Source organism: Streptomyces sp. NPDC087845 (genome assembly GCF_044742755.1).
Lineage (GTDB): Bacteria > Actinomycetota > Actinomycetes > Streptomycetales > Streptomycetaceae > Streptomyces.
In genome coordinates this window covers 104,918-120,549 of record NZ_JBIUVC010000004.1, presented here as the reverse complement: position 1 = coordinate 120,549, position 15,632 = coordinate 104,918, and the positions used below count along the sequence as shown (strand labels likewise).

The following is a 15,632-nucleotide window of genomic DNA, read 5'->3' as shown; positions in this document are numbered from 1 at the left end:
ATCGAGCAGGCCCGCATATTAACGAATGCTCCGTTAGTAAATCCGAAGCCGACGGTGCACGTGCTCCAGCGAGTCCCTGCCTTCCTCCACCGGACGAGGTCAACGTTGAGAAGCCTCAGAACCTGGGCTGCCGCCTGCGCGGCCACCGCACTTGCCGTCCTCGCCGGGGTGGTGTCCGCGCCGGCCGCCACCGGGGCGGACACCCCGCGCGGCAGGCCGGCCTTCGCGCCCGGACCGGCCGAGGCGGCGCTGGGCCGGCTGCTGCCGCGCCACGCCGGCCAGTTCGACCTGGTGCCGGTCGGCCGCCCCGCCTCCGGTGACTACTTCACCGTCTCCGGGACCGCGGGCCATGTGCGTATCCGGGGCACCAGTCCCGCCGTGCTGCTCAGTGGTGTCGACTGGTACCTGAAGTACACCGCGAAGGTGGACATCGGCTGGCCCGGCGACAGCACCTCGAAGCTCCCGAGGAGGCTCCCGGCACCTGCCGGCACGGTCCGTCAGGACGCCTCGGTGCCGCACCGCTTCGCCCTCAACGACACGGACGACGGCTACTCCGGTGCGTACCGGAACTGGGCCTCGTTCGAGAAGCAGATCGACGTCCTCGCCCTGCACGGAGTCAACGAGGTGTTCGTGCAGATGGGCGCGGACGCCGTGTACTACGACACCTTCCAGGAGTTCGGGTACGCGAAGGGTGAGCTGAGGTCCTGGATTCCGGGCCCGGCGCACCAGCCGTGGTGGCTGATGCAGAACATGTCCGGCTTCGGCGGCCCGGTCACCGAGAGGCTGCTGGACCGGCGTGCCCAGCTCGGCCGCAAGATCGCCGACCGGTTGCGGCAGCTGGGCATGACCCCGGTCCTGCCCGGCTACTACGGCACGGTCCCGCCCGGATTCACCGACCGCAACCCCACCGGCCCCGTGGTCCCGCAGGGCGGCTGGGTGGGCTTCGAACGGCCGGACTGGCTGGACCCGCGCGGCGCGATGTTCCCGAAGGTCGCCGAGTCGTTCTACCGGCACCAGCGCGCCCGGTTCGGCGACTCCACCCTGTACAAGATGGATCTGCTGCACGAAGGCGGCAGGCCGGGCGACGTACCGATCGGGGACGCGGCCAAGGGCGTCATGAACGCCCTGCAGTCCGCACGCCCGGGAGCCACCTGGGTCCTGCTCGGCTGGCAGAGCAACCCCTCCACCCAGCTCATCGACGCGGTCGACAAGAGCAAGCTGTTCATCGTCGACGGTCTGGCCGACCGCTACGACGGCCTGGACCGCGAAGCCGCCTGGCACGGAACGCCCTACGCCTTCGGGACCATCCCCAACTTCGGCGGCCACACCACGATCGGCGCCAACACCTCCGTGTGGACCGAGCGGTTCGCGCAGTGGCGTACGAAGCCGGACAGTGCGCTCCGGGGAATCGCGTACCTCCCGGAAGGCACCGGAGGAAACCCCGCCGCGTACGAACTGTTCACCGAACTCGCCTGGCACGGCGCTCCGTTGGACCACCGGGCCTGGTTCGCCGACTATGCGGAGCGCCGCTACGGCGGCGCCGACCCGCATGCCGCCAGGGCCTGGGAACTCCTGCGCACCGGCCCGTACAGCACCGCGTCCGGCAGCTGGAGCGAGTCGCAGGACAGCCTCTTCACGGCACGCCCCCGGCTGACCGCGGACACGGCGGCCAGCTGGAGCCCCGCGGCCATGCGGTACGACGCGTCGACGGTGCAGCGGGCTCTGGCCGAACTGCTCCAGGTCGCCCCCGAGCTGCGCGGATCGGACGCGTACCGGTTCGATGTGGTCGATGTGGCCCGGCAGGCCCTGGCCAACCGCAGCCGCACGCTGCTGCCGCAGATCAAGGCCGCGTACGAGGGGAAGGATCTGCCGCTGTTCCGGCAGCGGGCCGAGGAGTGGAAACAGGACCTCGCCCTGCTGGACCGGTTGCTGGGCACCGACCGCCGGTTCATGCTGGGGCCCTGGCTGGAGGACGCGAAGTCGTGGGGCGGCACCGCCGCCGAGCGGGCCGCCGCCGAGTTCGACGCCCGGTCGATCCTCACCACCTGGGGCGGCCGGTCCGGCAGTGAGTCCGGCGGACTGCGCGACTACGCGAACCGCGAATGGTCGGGCCTGGTCTCCGACTTCTACGCCAAGCGCTGGACGCTCTACCTGGACTCCCTCGACACCGCCCTCGCCACCGGCCGCCCGCCCGCCGAAATCGACTGGTTCGCCCGGGACAACGCCTGGAACCTGGAGCGCGGGAGCTACCCGGTGAAGCCCACGGGCGACCCGGTGGCACTGGCCGAGACCGTACGGACGTCCCTGCCGGCCCCCGTGGTGCCGGGCCCGGTCAGGGGGGCCGCCACGTCCGGCCGCTGCCTGCATGCCGAGGCCGGTGCCGCGACGGTGCGGAGCTGCTGATCCGCACCTGCACCGCACAGGCCGCGCAGCGGTGGGTGCTGCCCGCCTGAACGGGACCGGCCCGCATCCCCGCGGGCCGAAGGGGTGCCGGGGACGACTCGTCGTCCCCGGCACCCCTTCGGCATGGATCGCCGCCCGACCAGCATCCGCCCATCGGCCCGGGTCCGCCACTCGAACGGTTCAGGGGGCCGTCCCCAGCGCCCAGGTGGCGAGGGAGAGCGTGGCCATGGACACCACTGTCGAGGCCACGACGGAGTTGCGGGCCACACGGGTGTCCAGGCCGTACTGCTGGGCGTAGATGTAGGCGTTCTGAGCGGTCGGCAGCGCGGAGCAGAGCACGACGGCCAGCAGCTGATGGTCCGGCAGTCCCAGCAGCGGGCCGCCGACGACGAGGGCGATCAGGGGCTGGAGGAGCGTCTTGAGGGCGACGGTCACCACGACCTCCGCACGCTTCGTGCTCACCGCCCCCGGCTCGGCGGGCTCCCTCTCCTCCGTCGGACCGCCGGCCGCCGGGCGGACGTTCAGGGACAGCCCCAGGGTGATCAGGGCCGTCGGCACGGCGGCGGCGCCGAGGACGTCGCAGGAGTGGGCGAGGGCGTGCGGCAGCCGCAGCCCGAGCGCGGAGACGACGACACCCAGCAACGAGGCCATGATGACGGGGTTGCGCACCGGCATGGTCAGCATCCGCCGGAGCACGACGGCCCTTCCGGTTCCTCTCCCCGCCCCCGCTCCCGTCCCTGCTCCCGTCCCCGTGTCCAGCAGCGTCAGGATCACCGGGGAGACCAACAGCACCTGGAACAGGATGATCTGGGCGACGAACGAAGCGTCGCCGAGCACCTGGACCGCCACCGGGATGCCGAGGTTGGCGGAGTTGACGTAGCCGGACGCCATGCCGCCGATGGCCCGGTCGGCCGTCCCCCGGCCGAAGAGCCGGCCCGCGGCCGCGAAGCCGAGACCGCACACCAGCGCCGTACCCGCCGCGAAGGCCACCATGGAGGGGTTGGCGAAGGCGTCCAGCCGCGCCCGGGAAACCATGAGGAAGAGGGCGGCGGGCATGGCCACGTGGAAGACGAACCGGCCGAGCACGGCTTCCGCCTGTTCGCCGAGGAGACCGCTGCGGCCGACTGCGTACCCGAGGGCGGTGAGCGTCCAGATGGGGGCGAAGGCGGAGAGCAGGGCGTGCATGCCCGTCATGATCCTCGCGCGATCGTGCGCATCCCGCGCGGGGGTTCGCACGGGACGGAGGGCTGTTGGCACGGACGGCGGGGGCCGGGGCGTGAGGGGAGTCCCCGCCGTCCGAAGCTCCCGGAATCCGAAGCTCCCGCCGTCCCAAGCTCCCGGAATCCGAGGCTCCCGCCGTCCGAAGCTCCCGGAATCCGAGGCTCCCGCCGTCCGAAGCTCCCGGAATCCGAAGCTCCCGCCGTCCGAAGCTCCCGCCGTCCGAAGCTCCCGGAATCCGAAGCTCCCGGAAGCGGTCAGCTCCCGGCGGTTTTGGCGCTCGCGGCCGCGCTGCCGACCTGAAGCTGCTTGATCCCGTTGAGCCACGCCGAGCGCAGCCGCCGCGGGTCGCCGACCAGCCGCAGGTCCGGCATCACATCCGCGATCGCATGGAAGATCAGGTTGATCTCCATCACCGCGAGGGACTTGCCGAGGCAGAAGTGCGGACCGCCGCCGCCGAAGCCGAGATGCGGGTTGGGATCGCGGGTGATGTCGAACGCCTCCGGGTTCTCGAAGACCTCGGGGTCGTTGTTGGCCGAGGAGTAGAACAGCCCGACCCGGTCGCCCTTCTTGATCTGCTTCCCGCCCAGTTCGACGTCCTGGGTGGCGGTCCGCTGGAAGGAGACCACGGGAGTGGCCCAGCGGACGATCTCCTCGGCGGTCGTCTCCGGCCGTTCGCTCTTGTAGAGCTCCCACTGGTCGGGGTGGGTGAGGAAGGCGTGCATGCCGTGGCTGATGGCGTTGCGGGTGGTCTCGTTGCCGGCGACGGCGAGCAGGATCACGAAGAAGCCGAACTCGTCGGAGGAGAGGTTCCCCTGGCCCTCCGCGGCGACCAGCTGGGAGACGATGTCCTTGGCCGGGCACTCCTTGCGGGAGGCCGCCAGGTTCATCGAGTACGAGACGATCTCCATGGCCGCCTCGGTGCCGACCTCCTCGGTGATCGCGTACTCGGGATCGTCGTACGCGGCCATCTTGTTGGACCAGTCGAAGATCCTGGACCGGTCCTCCTGCGGCACGCCGATGAGTTCGGCGATGGCCTGGAGCGGCAGTTCGACGGCGACGTTCGTGACGAAGTCGAAGGAGCCGTCGTCGTCGGCCGAGGCGAGCGCCGTCTCGACGATCGAGCGGGCGCGGCTGCGCAGGGCCTGCTCCAGGGAGCGGATCGCCCGTGGTGTGAAGCCCCGTTGGACGATCTGGCGGACCCGGGTGTGTTCGGGCGGGTCCATGTTCAGCATGATCAGCTTCTGGACCTCGATCTGGTCGCGGTCGATCGACTCGTTGAAGCGGATGACCGCGGTGTTGGTGTGCGAGGAGAACAGTTCGGGGTGGGTGGAGACGTACTTGACGTCCGCGTGCCGGGTGACGACCCAGTAGCCCTCGTCGTCGAAACCGGAGATACCGGCCGGCTGGGTGCACCACCAGACCGGTGCGGTCTGCCGCATCTGTGCGAACTCCGGGTGCGGAATGCGGGCTTGGAGCAGGTCGGGGTCGGTGAAGTCGAACCCTTCGGGCAGATGGGGGCAGGACATCGGCAACTCCAGGTCGGTCCGAGAGTCGCCCGAAGTTGTCTGACGACCCATCAGAAGTTGCTCGAAACGTAGTAACGAGTTCTACAACTGGCAAGAGGGGCCGCCCGATCTGTTGCGTGAAGAGTGGGTGAGGCAGGTATGAAGCGGACGCAAGGTGCGTGCAAGACCCTTGCGTACCGGGGGTAAGCCTCATAAGACTGCTCGCAGAACTAGAACGCGTACTAGTTCCCTTCCGCGGGCGCCGGGACGCCCCTGCGGAGGCGCGAGGAGAGGACGAGCTCATGGCCGCGGAACCCGTCATCGTCGAAGCCGTACGCACCCCCATCGGCAAGCGCGGAGGCGCGCTCGCCAATCTGCATCCCGCCTATCTGCTGGGCGAGACCTACCGAGAACTCCTCGCCCGCACCGGCATCCACGCCGACTGCGTCGAGCAGATCGTCGGCGGCACGGTCACCCATGCCGGCGAACAGTCGATGAACCCGGCCCGCAACGCCTGGCTCACCGTGGGGCTCCCCTACGAGACCGCCGCCACCACCGTGGACTGCCAGTGCGGGTCCTCGCAGCAGGCATCCCACATGGTGGCCAACATGGTCGCCGCCGGAGTGATCGACATCGGGATCAGCTGCGGTGTCGAGGCCATGTCGCGGGTGCCCCTGGGCAGCGGATCCAAGCACGGACCGGGCAAGCCCTGGCCCGACGAGTGGAACGTCGACCTGCCCAACCAGTTCGAGGCCGCCGAGCGCATCGCCCGCAACCGCGGCCTGACCCGGGAGAACGTCGACTCGCTCGGGCTGATCTCGCAGGAGCGGGCGGCCGCCGCCTGGGCCGAGGAACGGTTCAAGCGGGAGACGTACGCGGTCCAGGTGCCGACCACCGAGGAGGAGCAGGCGGCCGGGCAGGGCATGTGGCGTCTGGTCGACCGGGACGAGGGGCTGCGGGACTCCACGATGGAGGGGCTCGGCCGGCTCAAGCCGGTCATGCCCACCGCGATCCACACCGCGGGCAACTCCTCGCAGATATCCGACGGCGCCTGCGCGATCATGTGGGCGTCCAAGCGGATGGCGCGGGCGCTCAAGCTCAGGCCGCGCGCCCGGATCGTCGCGCAGGCGCTGGTCGGCGCCGACCCGCACTTCCACCTCGACGGACCGATCGACGCGACCCGCGCGGTGCTCGGCAAGGCCGGGATGTCGCTCAAGGACATCGACCTCGTCGAGATCAACGAGGCCTTCGCCTCGGTGGTGCTGAGCTGGGCCCAGGTCTTCGGGCAGGACCTCGAAAAGGTCAACGTCAACGGCGGGGCCATCGCGCTCGGCCACCCGGTGGGCGCCACCGGGGCCCGGCTGATCACCACCGCCCTGCACGAACTGGAACGCCGGGACAAGGAGTTCGCCCTGATCACGATGTGCGCGGGCGGCGCACTGGCGACGGGAACCATCATCCAGCGGCTGTGACACGGCATCGGCGGGAAAGTCCACCGGCCGGGGTGTTGCCAGGTGTACCCCCGGTCGGGTGTCCACGCCGATACCGGCGCCGCGCGCGGTTGCATAGCGTCGTGCCCATGAACAACAGCAGCCGTACGAACGGCAACAACCTTGTGAGCGGCACCACTTGGGACGTGCGCGCGCGCCGTCGCGCCGCCCGCCGAAGGGTGGCGGCCGCCGCCGTGGTGGTTCTCGCCGCGCTCGGCACCGCGCCGGCCGTCGCCCAGCAGCCCTCCGGCGCAACCGACGCGACCCGCTCGGCGGCCGCGCACGGCAGAGGCACCCTTCTGGACATCACCCCCGTGGCCGACCTCGGCCGCGCCGACGTCGCCCGCTTCCTCGCCTCCGGTGGCATGGACACCGCCACCGTCCGGCATGGCCTGCGGGCCTACCGCCTCACCTACCGCACCATCACCCCGCAGGGCACCCCGACCACCGCCACCGGACTCCTCGCCCTCCCCAAGGGCGGCCCGCACCGGCTGGACCTGGTCTCCGACACCCACGGCACGATGGTCCACCGGGACTACGCACCCTCCGTCGGCGAGGACTTCGGCCGCTTCGCCCCCTACCTCCACGCCTCGGCCGGCCGCGCCGTCGCCGCCCCCGACTACCTGGGCCTCGGCAAGGGGCCGGGCCACCACCCGTACATGGACACGGAATCCGCCGTCACCGCCTCCGTCGACATGCTGCGGGCCTCCCGCACGGCCGCGCTGCGCCTGGACCGCCCGCTCACCGGCGAGGTGTACGCGAGCGGCTTCTCCCAGGGCGGCCAGGTCGCGATGGCCCTGGCCAGAGCCATCGAGGGCGGCGTCGACCGGCACTTCGAGCTCCGGGCCCTCGCCCCCGTCTCGGGGCCGTACGCCATCGAGCAGGCGGAGATGCCCAGCCTTTTCGACGGGCGGGTCAACGACACCAGCGGCGTCTTCTACATGTCCTACTTCCTCACCGCGCAGAACCGGCTCCACCCGCTCTACAAGGATCCCTCCGAAGCGTTCCGGGAGCCGTACGCGGGCATCGTCGACGACCTCTTCGACACCAACCACACCGAGGAGCAGATCATCCCGGCGCTGCCCGCGACACTGAAGGAACTGCTCACCGACGACTACTACCAGCAGGTCCAGCACCCCACCGGCGCCCTGCTGGCGGCGGTGCGCGCCCAGGACGGCAACTGCGCCTGGAAGCCGGACGTCCCGGTGCGCCTCTACTCCTCGTCCGGCGACACCGACGTGCCGATCGCCAACGCCCGTGAGTGCGCCGCCGATCTGGCCGCGCACGGTGCCGCGGCCCGGGTGGTCGACCAGGGATCGACCGGCCACAACGCCACGTACATGAAGTCGGGGCCGCAGATCGTGCGCTGGTTCGACACGGTCGCCGCGCGGCACTGAGCCCGGTGCCGCCGAGGGCGGGGCCGGCCGCAGCCCTGCCGCCGCGGCGGCGGACGCGCGCGCCGCTCAGTACGGCGAGGGTGAGGGGAAGGTGGCGGTGGGGCTGAACAGTGAGGCGTACCCCTCCTCGTACTGGCGGCGGTGCCGACCGGACCGGCTCACCTCGGCGACCGAGGGCGAGAGCGTGAGCCGTCCGTCGTTGGCGAGCTCCTGCACGCGCGTCAGCAGTGCCCGTACGTCCAGGCCGAGTTCGGCGGCGACCGTCTGCACGTCGAGACCGGATTCCCAGCTCCACAGCAGTACGGAGTCCATGCTGGGCGACCAGGCGACGGTGACCTCCGCCTCGATGGGCGGGAGCGGGGGAGGAGGGGGAGGTGGCGCGTCCGGTGGCGCGACGGGCGGTGCGACGAGCATCTCTTCGCGCGGACGCGGCACGGGGACCTCCGGCACGGGAGGGGGCTCGTCCGCCGCTTCCCGCACCGCCGGCGTGGTCCGGTTCAGGATCTCCTCGGCGAGGGACCGCGCGTCACTGCGCCCCACCGTGCGCCGTGCTAATCGCACTTCGCGCTCGTTCAGGCCCATCAGATCGGCGATCGATCCGTCGTCGCCGACCGTGACGGCGAACGCCGCGAGCGTTCTGCTCCGCTCCGCCTGCGCCTCGTCCAGCAACGCCTGCGCCCGGCGCATGCGTTCGTCACTGGCGCAAAAAGCTTCCGCCAGGACGGTGTTTCGATCCCAGAATTCGCGAGGTTCCACGTATGTGACAACGCTTCGGCGGCTGACGGGCACGGACAGCCAAGCAAAATGCGCCTAAATGGACCAACGGGTAATTTTGTTGGCCAAGCTATATGAAGGTGGTCATTTTTTGGGCGATCGGTTTTGACCGGTGCTGACCGGTTCCGAACGTGGCGAAGGCCCCGAACGGGGGTCGGGGCCTTCGCGCGAGCTCATGGGGTGCCGGCTCAGTACCAGTGGTTGGCCTGCCAGAACGACCAGGCGGCACACGGGCTGCCGTAGCGGGAGTTCATGTAGTCCATGCCCCACTTGATCTGGGTTGTGGGGTTGGTCTTCCAGTCGGTGCCGGCCGAGGCCATCTTCGAACCGGGCAGGGCCTGGACGAGGCCGTAGGCGCCGGACGAGGCGTTGGTCGCGCTGGGGTTCCAACCGCTCTCGTGGTGGACGATGTTGCTGAAGCACCGGAACTGCGCGGCGTCGCCGATCATCGACTTCGCCGTGTCCTGCGCGCCTGCTGCGACGGCGGTCGGCGCGGTGGCCGGTGCGGCCATGGCCGGGGTGACGCCGAGGGCCAGGCCGGTGGTGCCGAGGAGTACGGCGGTGCCGGCGACGGCGGACTTGCGGCGGGCGGTGCGGGGCAGGGCGAGGAGGTTGCGGGCGAACGGCACAGGAGTCCTGACGTCGGGTACGGGGGAGTCGCGCGACCGGTCCGGACGGTGCGGTGGTGCGGGTGGACCGGTCTGCGCCGACCGCGGTCCGTTTCGGTGGACCGGGCGGTGCTCGGCGACGTGATCCAGTGTTAGCGGCGCCGTCCGGCCATGGCAACGACCCCCGATACGAGCCCGCCTCGCACCCGGAACCGAAAGCCCTAGACCGCCCGAATCACCGCGAAAGGGTCATGGCAGGTGGGAGGGGGTGCCAAGGCGCCGGTACGCGGCCCGGCGGACTACTACCCCGCGTAGGGGAGGACCAAGGGCCTGTGGGAGTCCTCACTCGCCGGAGGCGTCGAATGTGACCTGGGCCTCGAAGGCGGCGCGCCGCGTGGCCCGGCGCAGCGCCTTCAGCAGCGTCGCGCCGACGGTGAGGGTCAGCACCAGGGTGAGCACGGCCCGGCCCAGGTCCCAGCCCAGCGACGTGGCCGTGCAGTAGGCGAGGAAGCGCACCAGGTTCTCCGGCAACGGGTCGCCCGGCCGGAAGGAGATCCCCGAGCCGAGGCCGGGCACGATCGTCCAGCCGTACAGGTTCATCACCGTGCCGTACGCGAACGCCGCCACGAACCCGTACACCGCGAGCATCAGCAGCTCGGCCCGCCCGCGCAGCCGGTCCGGGCCCGGCAGCAGCCCCGCGCCCATCGTGAACCAGCCCATCGACAGCATCTGGAACGGCATCCACGGACCCACTCCGCCGGTGAGCAGCGCGGACGCGAACATCGTCACGGAGCCGAGCACGAAGCCGAAGCCGGGCCCGAGCACCCGGCCGCTCAGCACCATCAGGAAGAACATGGGTTCCAGCCCCGCCGTGCCCGCGCCCAGCGGGCGCAGCGCAGCGCCGACCGCCGCCAGCACCCCCAGCATCGCCACCGCCTTCGCGTCCAGTCCGGAGTCCGCGATCATCGCGACGACCACGCCGACCAGCAGCGGCAGCAGCGCCGCGAACAGCCACGGCGCGTCCTGGGAGTGCGCCAGACCGGAGTCCGCCCCGGCCAGCAGCGGCCAGCCGAACGCGACGACGCCGATCGCGCTGACAAGGACGAGCGCGGCGATCGCGCGCGGCCCGAGCCGTACCGGCCGCGCCCGGCGCCCGCTCATGACGGGTCTCCCAGCGCGCCGCGCACCTGCGCCACGGTCAGCCACTCCTGCGGGGCGAGGATCTTCGCGGTCTGCGGGGCGAAGGAGGGGGAGGAGACCACCACCTGCCGGGTCTCCCCGTCCGCGACGGTCTCCCCGTCGGCGAGTATCACCACCCGGTGCGCCAGCTCGGCGGCGAGTTCCACGTCGTGCGTGGCCAGGACGATCGCATGGCCCTGTGCCGCGAGACCGCGGAGCACCCCGACCAGCCGGGCCTTCGCCGCGTAGTCCAGGCCGCGGGTCGGCTCGTCCAGGAGCAGCAGCGGGGGCCTCGCGGTCAGTACGACGGCCAGGGCGAGCGCGAGACGCTGGCCCTCGGAGAGATCACGGGGGTGGGTGTCGTCCGGCACACCGGGCAGCAGCTCGGAGACCAGGGCCCGGCAGCTGCCCGCGGCGGCGCCCGCGTCGGCGTCGGCCGCGGCGCACTCGGCGGCGACCGTGTCCGCGTACAGCAGATCGCGTGGTTCCTGCGGTACGAGCCCGACCCGGCGCACCATCTCGCGCGGCTGCGTACGGTGCGGGACCCGGCCGCCGACGAGGACGGTGCCGGTGGTGGGCTCGACCATGCCGACGAGTGTGGCCAGCAGGGTGGATTTGCCCGCTCCGTTGCGGCCCATGAGGGCGACGGTCTCGCCGGCGGCGACGGCGAGCGTCACCCGGCGCAGCGCCTCGACACGCCCCCGGCGCACGCCGAGCCGTTCGACCCGCGCCGGGGCGTCGACGACGGCTTCGGGAACGGCGGCGGCGACGGGTGCGCCGCGGCCCAGCAGCCGGGCGAGCACCCCGCGCCGCGCCGCCGGGGCGGCGGGCAGCGGTGGTACGGCGTCATCGACTGCACGGGCTGCACCGGCTGCACGGGTTGCACCGACCCCATCGGTCCCGTCGATCGCACGGGCGGCATCGGCGGCACCGGTTGCACTGGTCGCACGGGCTGCACCGGTCGTATCGGCGGCACGGGCCGCATGGCCGGAACCGGCGGCGCCGACCGCATCGGCCGCACCGACCCCATCGATCGCATCGCCCGCGTCGGCCGTCCCGGTCCGCACGCCCGGCCCGCCCGCCCGGGGCGACGGTCCGGGTGGCTGCGTCCGGGCCAGCCGCTCGCGCAGGTCCGACGCCCGGCGCCGGGCGTCGCGGACCGAGAGCGGAAGTGGTTCCCACCCCGCCAGCCGGCCCAGCGCCACGACCGGCGGGTGGACCGGGGAGACGGCCATGACGTCCGCGGGCGCGCCCATGACCGGTGCGGCGCCCGGTGACGGCAGCAGGACGACCTGGTCCGCGTACTGCACCACCCGCTCCAGCCGGTGCTCCGCCATCAGGACCGTCGTGCCCAGGTCGTGCACCAGCCGCTGCAGCACGGCGAGGACCTCCTCGGCCGCCGCCGGGTCCAGCGCGGACGTCGGCTCGTCGAGGACCAGGACCTTCGGGTGCGGGGTGAGGACCGAGCCGATCGCGACCCGCTGCTGCTGACCGCCGGAGAGCGTGGCGATCGGCCGGTCGCGCAGCCCGGCCAGGCCCAGCAGGTCGAGGGTCTCCTCGACCCGCCGCCGCATCACGTCGGGAGCGAGTCCCAGCGACTCCATCCCGTACGCCAGCTCGTCCTCGACCGTGTCGGTGACGAAGTGGGACAGCGGGTCCTGGCCCACCGTGCCGACCAGGTCGGCGAGTTCGCGTGGCTTGTGGGTACGGGTGTCGCGCCCGTCGACCGTGACGCGGCCGCGCAGCGTGCCGCCGGTGAAGTGCGGCACGAGACCGGAGACGGCGCCCAGCAGCGTCGACTTGCCGACCCCCGACGGGCCGACGAGCAGCACCAACTCGCCCTCGGGAACGGTCAGATCGACCCCGGAGAGGGTGGGGCGCTCCGTCCCCTCGTACTGCACCGAGACATGCTCGAACCGGATCACTGGCTCTCCTTGGAATGCGGGGCGCCCACCGGGGGCGGCACCGGCGCCACCACCGCGGGCAGCAGCCCGATCAGCACCGCCGCCGCGGGCCACAGCGGAAGCACCGGCGCGGTCAGCGGTACGACTCCGGGGTGCAGCGCCTCCGCGTCGACACCGCCCGCCCAGATCATCGCCACGGCCACAGCGGCACCCGAACCCGCGACCAGCCAGGCCCGCGCACCCCACCGGTCGGGCCGGTAGCGGGTACGGACCGAGCGGGCCCCGCCGAGCCGGAGCCCGGCCATCGCGGCGACGAGTCCCGCGATCAGCAGCGGCAGGCCGTACACCGCACCCTGCGCGGCCAGCAGCCCGTACGTCCCCGCGCACACCCCGAGCAGCCCGCCGAGCGTGAGGACGTTCGTGGTGTGCCGGACGGCGGACGGGACCTGTGCGCTGCGCCCGTATCCGCGCGCGTCCATCGAGGCCGCCACCGCGACCGACCGCTCCAACGCGCCTTCCAGGACCGGCAGTCCGATCTGGAGGACCGCCTTGACGCCGCCGGTCGGGCGGCCCCGCAGCCGCCGGGCGGTGCGCAGCCGCACCACATCGGCGACCATGTTCGGCGCGAACGTCATCGCGACGACGACGGCGACCCCCGCCTCGTACAGGGCCCCGGGCAGCGACTTCAGCAGCCGGGCCGGGTTGGCGAGCGAGTTCGCCGCACCGACGCAGATCAGCAGGGTGGCCAGTTTCGCCCCGTCGTACAGCGCGAAGAGCAACTGCTCGGCGGTGACCCGGCCACCGATCCGGACCCCCTTCGCCCAGTCGGGCAGCGGCACCTCGGGGAGCGTGAACAACGGATGCGTACCGGGGACCGGCGAACCGAGGAAGACGGAGAAGACCAGCCGCACGCCGACGACGAACAGCCCGATCTTGATGAACGCCCCGTACGAACGGGCCCACGGCGCGTCCGTACGGCGCGCAGCGACCACGTAGCCCGCCACCCCCACCAGCAGCCCGAGCAGCAGGGGATTGGTGGTCCGGGACGCGGCGGTGGCGAGACCGAGCGCCCACAGCCACCAGGCCCCGGCGGGCAGGGCGTTGCTGCGGGTCGCCCCGGGGGCGCGCAGCGGGCGCCGCGGCCGCACCGGGCGGGTGGTCGAGGCCGTCATCCGCGGCGGCGGCGGGCCTGCACGACTGCGGCGATGCCGAGGAGGAGAACGGCGCCGACCCCGACGAGCACCCCGGCGGAGGGACCACCACCCGAGCCGTCCGCGCTGTCCGCGGCGTCGGCGGCGGATGCGTCCGGGGCCCCGGACGCGGGGGCGGCCGGCGTCCCGTGCCCGGTGCCCGAGACCTGTTCGCCGCAGCCCGAGCCCGGATAGCCGGATATGGCGCAGAGCAGCGCCCCGCTGTTGTAGCGCAACGGCTTGGCCACCGAGGCGAGCGCCTCCGCGGTGCTCGCGTCCGGGGCGACCCGCGCGCACGCGGTACGCGGCGCGGGAGGAGTCTCCCCGGCCGGGGCGTCCGCCGCGGTGCCCGGGTCGATGACCAGCGCGACCCGCTTGCTGCCGTCCTTGGCCGGGGTGTCCGCGCAGATCTCCGAGAACCCGGGGGAGCGGCGCGGCTGCGCCGAGTCCTGCGAGTCCTCGCTCACCGCGAACCGGAAGCCCTGCACCGCGCCGTCGTCCGGCCGGACCAGGGACGGGCCCTGGGTGGCGTACGTCCAGCCGGTGCCGGAGCCCTCCCAGAACGACCAGTACCGGTACCCGTCCGCCCACGCCGTCCCCGCGCCGAGCACGGCCAGGACGGCACCCAGGACCACCAGGAGGGCGGCTGCCCTTCCCGCCCGCCTCACAGCTGCTGGTTCTTCCGGCGCCCGCTGATCAGGAAGCCGGCGCCCGCACCGACGACGAGACCGATGCCGACGTACCACCACACGCCGCCGATCACGTCGTCGCCGCTGTGGACCTCGTCCTTCTCCGTGGCCACGTACCCGGTCTCGGCGGACGGGTCGGGCGTCGTGACGGCCGCCGGAACGGGACCGGCCGCGTTCAGCCGGTCGACCAGGTCGACGCCGCCGAAGTCGCGGGCGTCGGAGCCGGTGGCGTGGGCGGCCAGGATCAGCTGCGCGTAGGCGGCGGGACCGTTCTGCTCGGCCCACGCCCCGGAGTTCTTCTTCAGCCAGGCCACGGCCTTGGCGGCCTTGTCCTGGTGGCCCGCGGCGGACAGCGCGACGACCGCGTCCGCGGTGTTGCCGAAGTCGGGCTGCGGGGTGGAGTCGGCGGCTCCGGGCATCGGCGCCAGGTCGAGATGGCCGCTGGTGGCGAGTGCGTCCGCGAGGTAGTGGGCGCCGTTCTGGGCGGCCTGCTCGGGCGTGAGCCCCGGCCCCGGCCCCGGGTGGCAGGTGGGCGCCTTGGCCGAGGCGTTGTTCCCGACGGCCATGGCCTTGCCCATCGTGCCGAGCACCGCGGCCGCGGTGGCGTCCGCGTTGGCGGCGAGCTTCCCGGCCTTGTCGGGCTGGTAGGCGAAGGCACCCCCGTCCTTGCCGCCGCACGGGATCGCGAGCCCCAGCAGCGGGGCGTAGGGGGTCTTGCCGCCGTGGGTCGTGATGTCGCCTAGCCGCTGGCCCTGCCGGGCGAGGGCGCCGATCACCAGCGAGGTGGAGTTGGCGTCACTGGCCGCGCCCGGGGAGTAGCCCCAGCCGCCGTCCTCGTTCTGTACGGACTTCAGCCAGCGGACCGAGTCGTTCACGGTGTCCCGGTGCCCGCCCACCTCGACGAGCGCCTGGACGGCGGCCGCGGTGGCGTTGGTGTCCAGCACGGTCTTCCCGGTGCACGGCTGGGAGACGTCGGGCCGGTACGCGGCGTAGGCGCCGTTGGAGCACTGCTGGGAGATCAGCCAGTCCACCGACTTCGCGGCGGGCGTGACGCCCTCGACCCGCTGCGCGAGGAAGGCGAGCGACTGCCGCCAGACGCCGTCGTAGGTGGGGTCCTTCGTGCCGTACAGCCCGGACGGCAGCGCCGCGGACGGCGAGGGCGACGGGGACGGCGCTGCGACCGCGACCGGGGCAGCGGCCGCACAGAGCACGGTGGCGGTGGCGGCGAGCGTTGCTGCTCTGCGGCGTACGGTCATGGCGGGCGGGGCCTCT

At 72.5% G+C, this 15,632-nt stretch carries 12 protein-coding genes; 3 read left to right on the top strand and 9 right to left on the bottom strand.

Annotation, left to right across the window (positions count from 1 at the left end; genetic code table 11):
• Positions 1-105: 105 nt before the first annotated feature.
• Entirely contained in the window at positions 106-2,403 is a 2,298-nt protein-coding gene (locus ACIOMQ_RS12525; RefSeq protein ID WP_402188910.1) for an alpha-N-acetylglucosaminidase, read from the top strand.
• Between the two features lie 180 nt (positions 2,404-2,583).
• Here ACIOMQ_RS12525 and ACIOMQ_RS12520 read toward each other — a convergent pair whose 3' ends face one another.
• Both ACIOMQ_RS12520 and ACIOMQ_RS12515 read right to left on the bottom strand, forming a co-directional pair.
• Complete coding sequence (locus tag ACIOMQ_RS12520; RefSeq protein ID WP_401263900.1) at positions 2,584-3,597, bottom strand: AEC family transporter; 1,014 nt, start codon at positions 3,595-3,597, stop codon at positions 2,584-2,586.
• A gap of 281 nt (positions 3,598-3,878) precedes the next feature.
• Positions 3,879-5,150: a cytochrome P450 gene (locus ACIOMQ_RS12515; RefSeq protein WP_401263898.1), complete on the bottom strand. Its 1,272-nt coding sequence runs from the start codon at positions 5,148-5,150 to the stop codon at positions 3,879-3,881.
• Positions 5,151-5,431: 281 nt separating this feature from the next.
• On the opposite strand from ACIOMQ_RS12515, the gene ACIOMQ_RS12510 reads away from it, so the two are divergent.
• Positions 5,432-6,601, top strand: coding sequence for a steroid 3-ketoacyl-CoA thiolase (locus tag ACIOMQ_RS12510; RefSeq protein ID WP_362194675.1), 1,170 nt, complete (start codon positions 5,432-5,434; stop codon positions 6,599-6,601).
• Between the two features lie 107 nt (positions 6,602-6,708).
• On the top strand, positions 6,709-8,016 hold the full coding sequence (locus tag ACIOMQ_RS12505; RefSeq protein ID WP_401263896.1) for an alpha/beta hydrolase: 1,308 nt from the start codon (positions 6,709-6,711) through the stop codon (positions 8,014-8,016).
• 66 nt (positions 8,017-8,082) lie between these two features.
• Here the strand turns inward: ACIOMQ_RS12505 and ACIOMQ_RS12500 are convergent, their stop codons facing one another.
• The 7 genes from ACIOMQ_RS12500 to ACIOMQ_RS12470 form a co-directional block, all read right to left on the bottom strand.
• Positions 8,083-8,703 carry a hypothetical protein gene (locus ACIOMQ_RS12500; RefSeq protein WP_362194681.1) on the bottom strand — a complete coding sequence of 207 codons (621 nt, stop codon included), beginning with the start codon at positions 8,701-8,703 and terminating at the stop codon, positions 8,083-8,085.
• A 275-nt stretch (positions 8,704-8,978) separates the two neighbouring features.
• Positions 8,979-9,419: a transglycosylase SLT domain-containing protein gene (locus ACIOMQ_RS12495; protein ID WP_362194684.1), complete on the bottom strand. Its 441-nt coding sequence runs from the start codon at positions 9,417-9,419 to the stop codon at positions 8,979-8,981.
• Positions 9,420-9,740: 321 nt separating this feature from the next.
• Positions 9,741-10,559: an ECF transporter S component gene (locus ACIOMQ_RS12490; protein ID WP_362194687.1), complete on the bottom strand. Its 819-nt coding sequence runs from the start codon at positions 10,557-10,559 to the stop codon at positions 9,741-9,743.
• On the bottom strand, positions 10,556-12,502 hold the full coding sequence (locus ACIOMQ_RS12485; RefSeq protein ID WP_401753322.1) for an ABC transporter ATP-binding protein: 1,947 nt from the start codon (positions 12,500-12,502) through the stop codon (positions 10,556-10,558). Before ACIOMQ_RS12485 ends, ACIOMQ_RS12490 begins: the two co-directional genes overlap by 4 nt.
• A complete protein-coding gene (locus ACIOMQ_RS12480) occupies positions 12,499-13,653 on the bottom strand; it encodes an energy-coupling factor transporter transmembrane protein EcfT (protein WP_362194693.1) in 1,155 nt (384 codons plus the stop codon). Before ACIOMQ_RS12480 ends, ACIOMQ_RS12485 begins: the two co-directional genes overlap by 4 nt.
• Positions 13,650-14,339 carry an SCO2322 family protein gene (locus ACIOMQ_RS12475; RefSeq protein WP_402188907.1) on the bottom strand — a complete coding sequence of 230 codons (690 nt, stop codon included), beginning with the start codon at positions 14,337-14,339 and terminating at the stop codon, positions 13,650-13,652. Before ACIOMQ_RS12475 ends, ACIOMQ_RS12480 begins: the two co-directional genes overlap by 4 nt.
• Positions 14,336-15,616, bottom strand: coding sequence for a prenyltransferase/squalene oxidase repeat-containing protein (locus ACIOMQ_RS12470; RefSeq protein ID WP_362194699.1), 1,281 nt, complete (start codon positions 15,614-15,616; stop codon positions 14,336-14,338). Before ACIOMQ_RS12470 ends, ACIOMQ_RS12475 begins: the two co-directional genes overlap by 4 nt.
• Between the last annotated feature and the right edge of the window lie 16 nt (positions 15,617-15,632).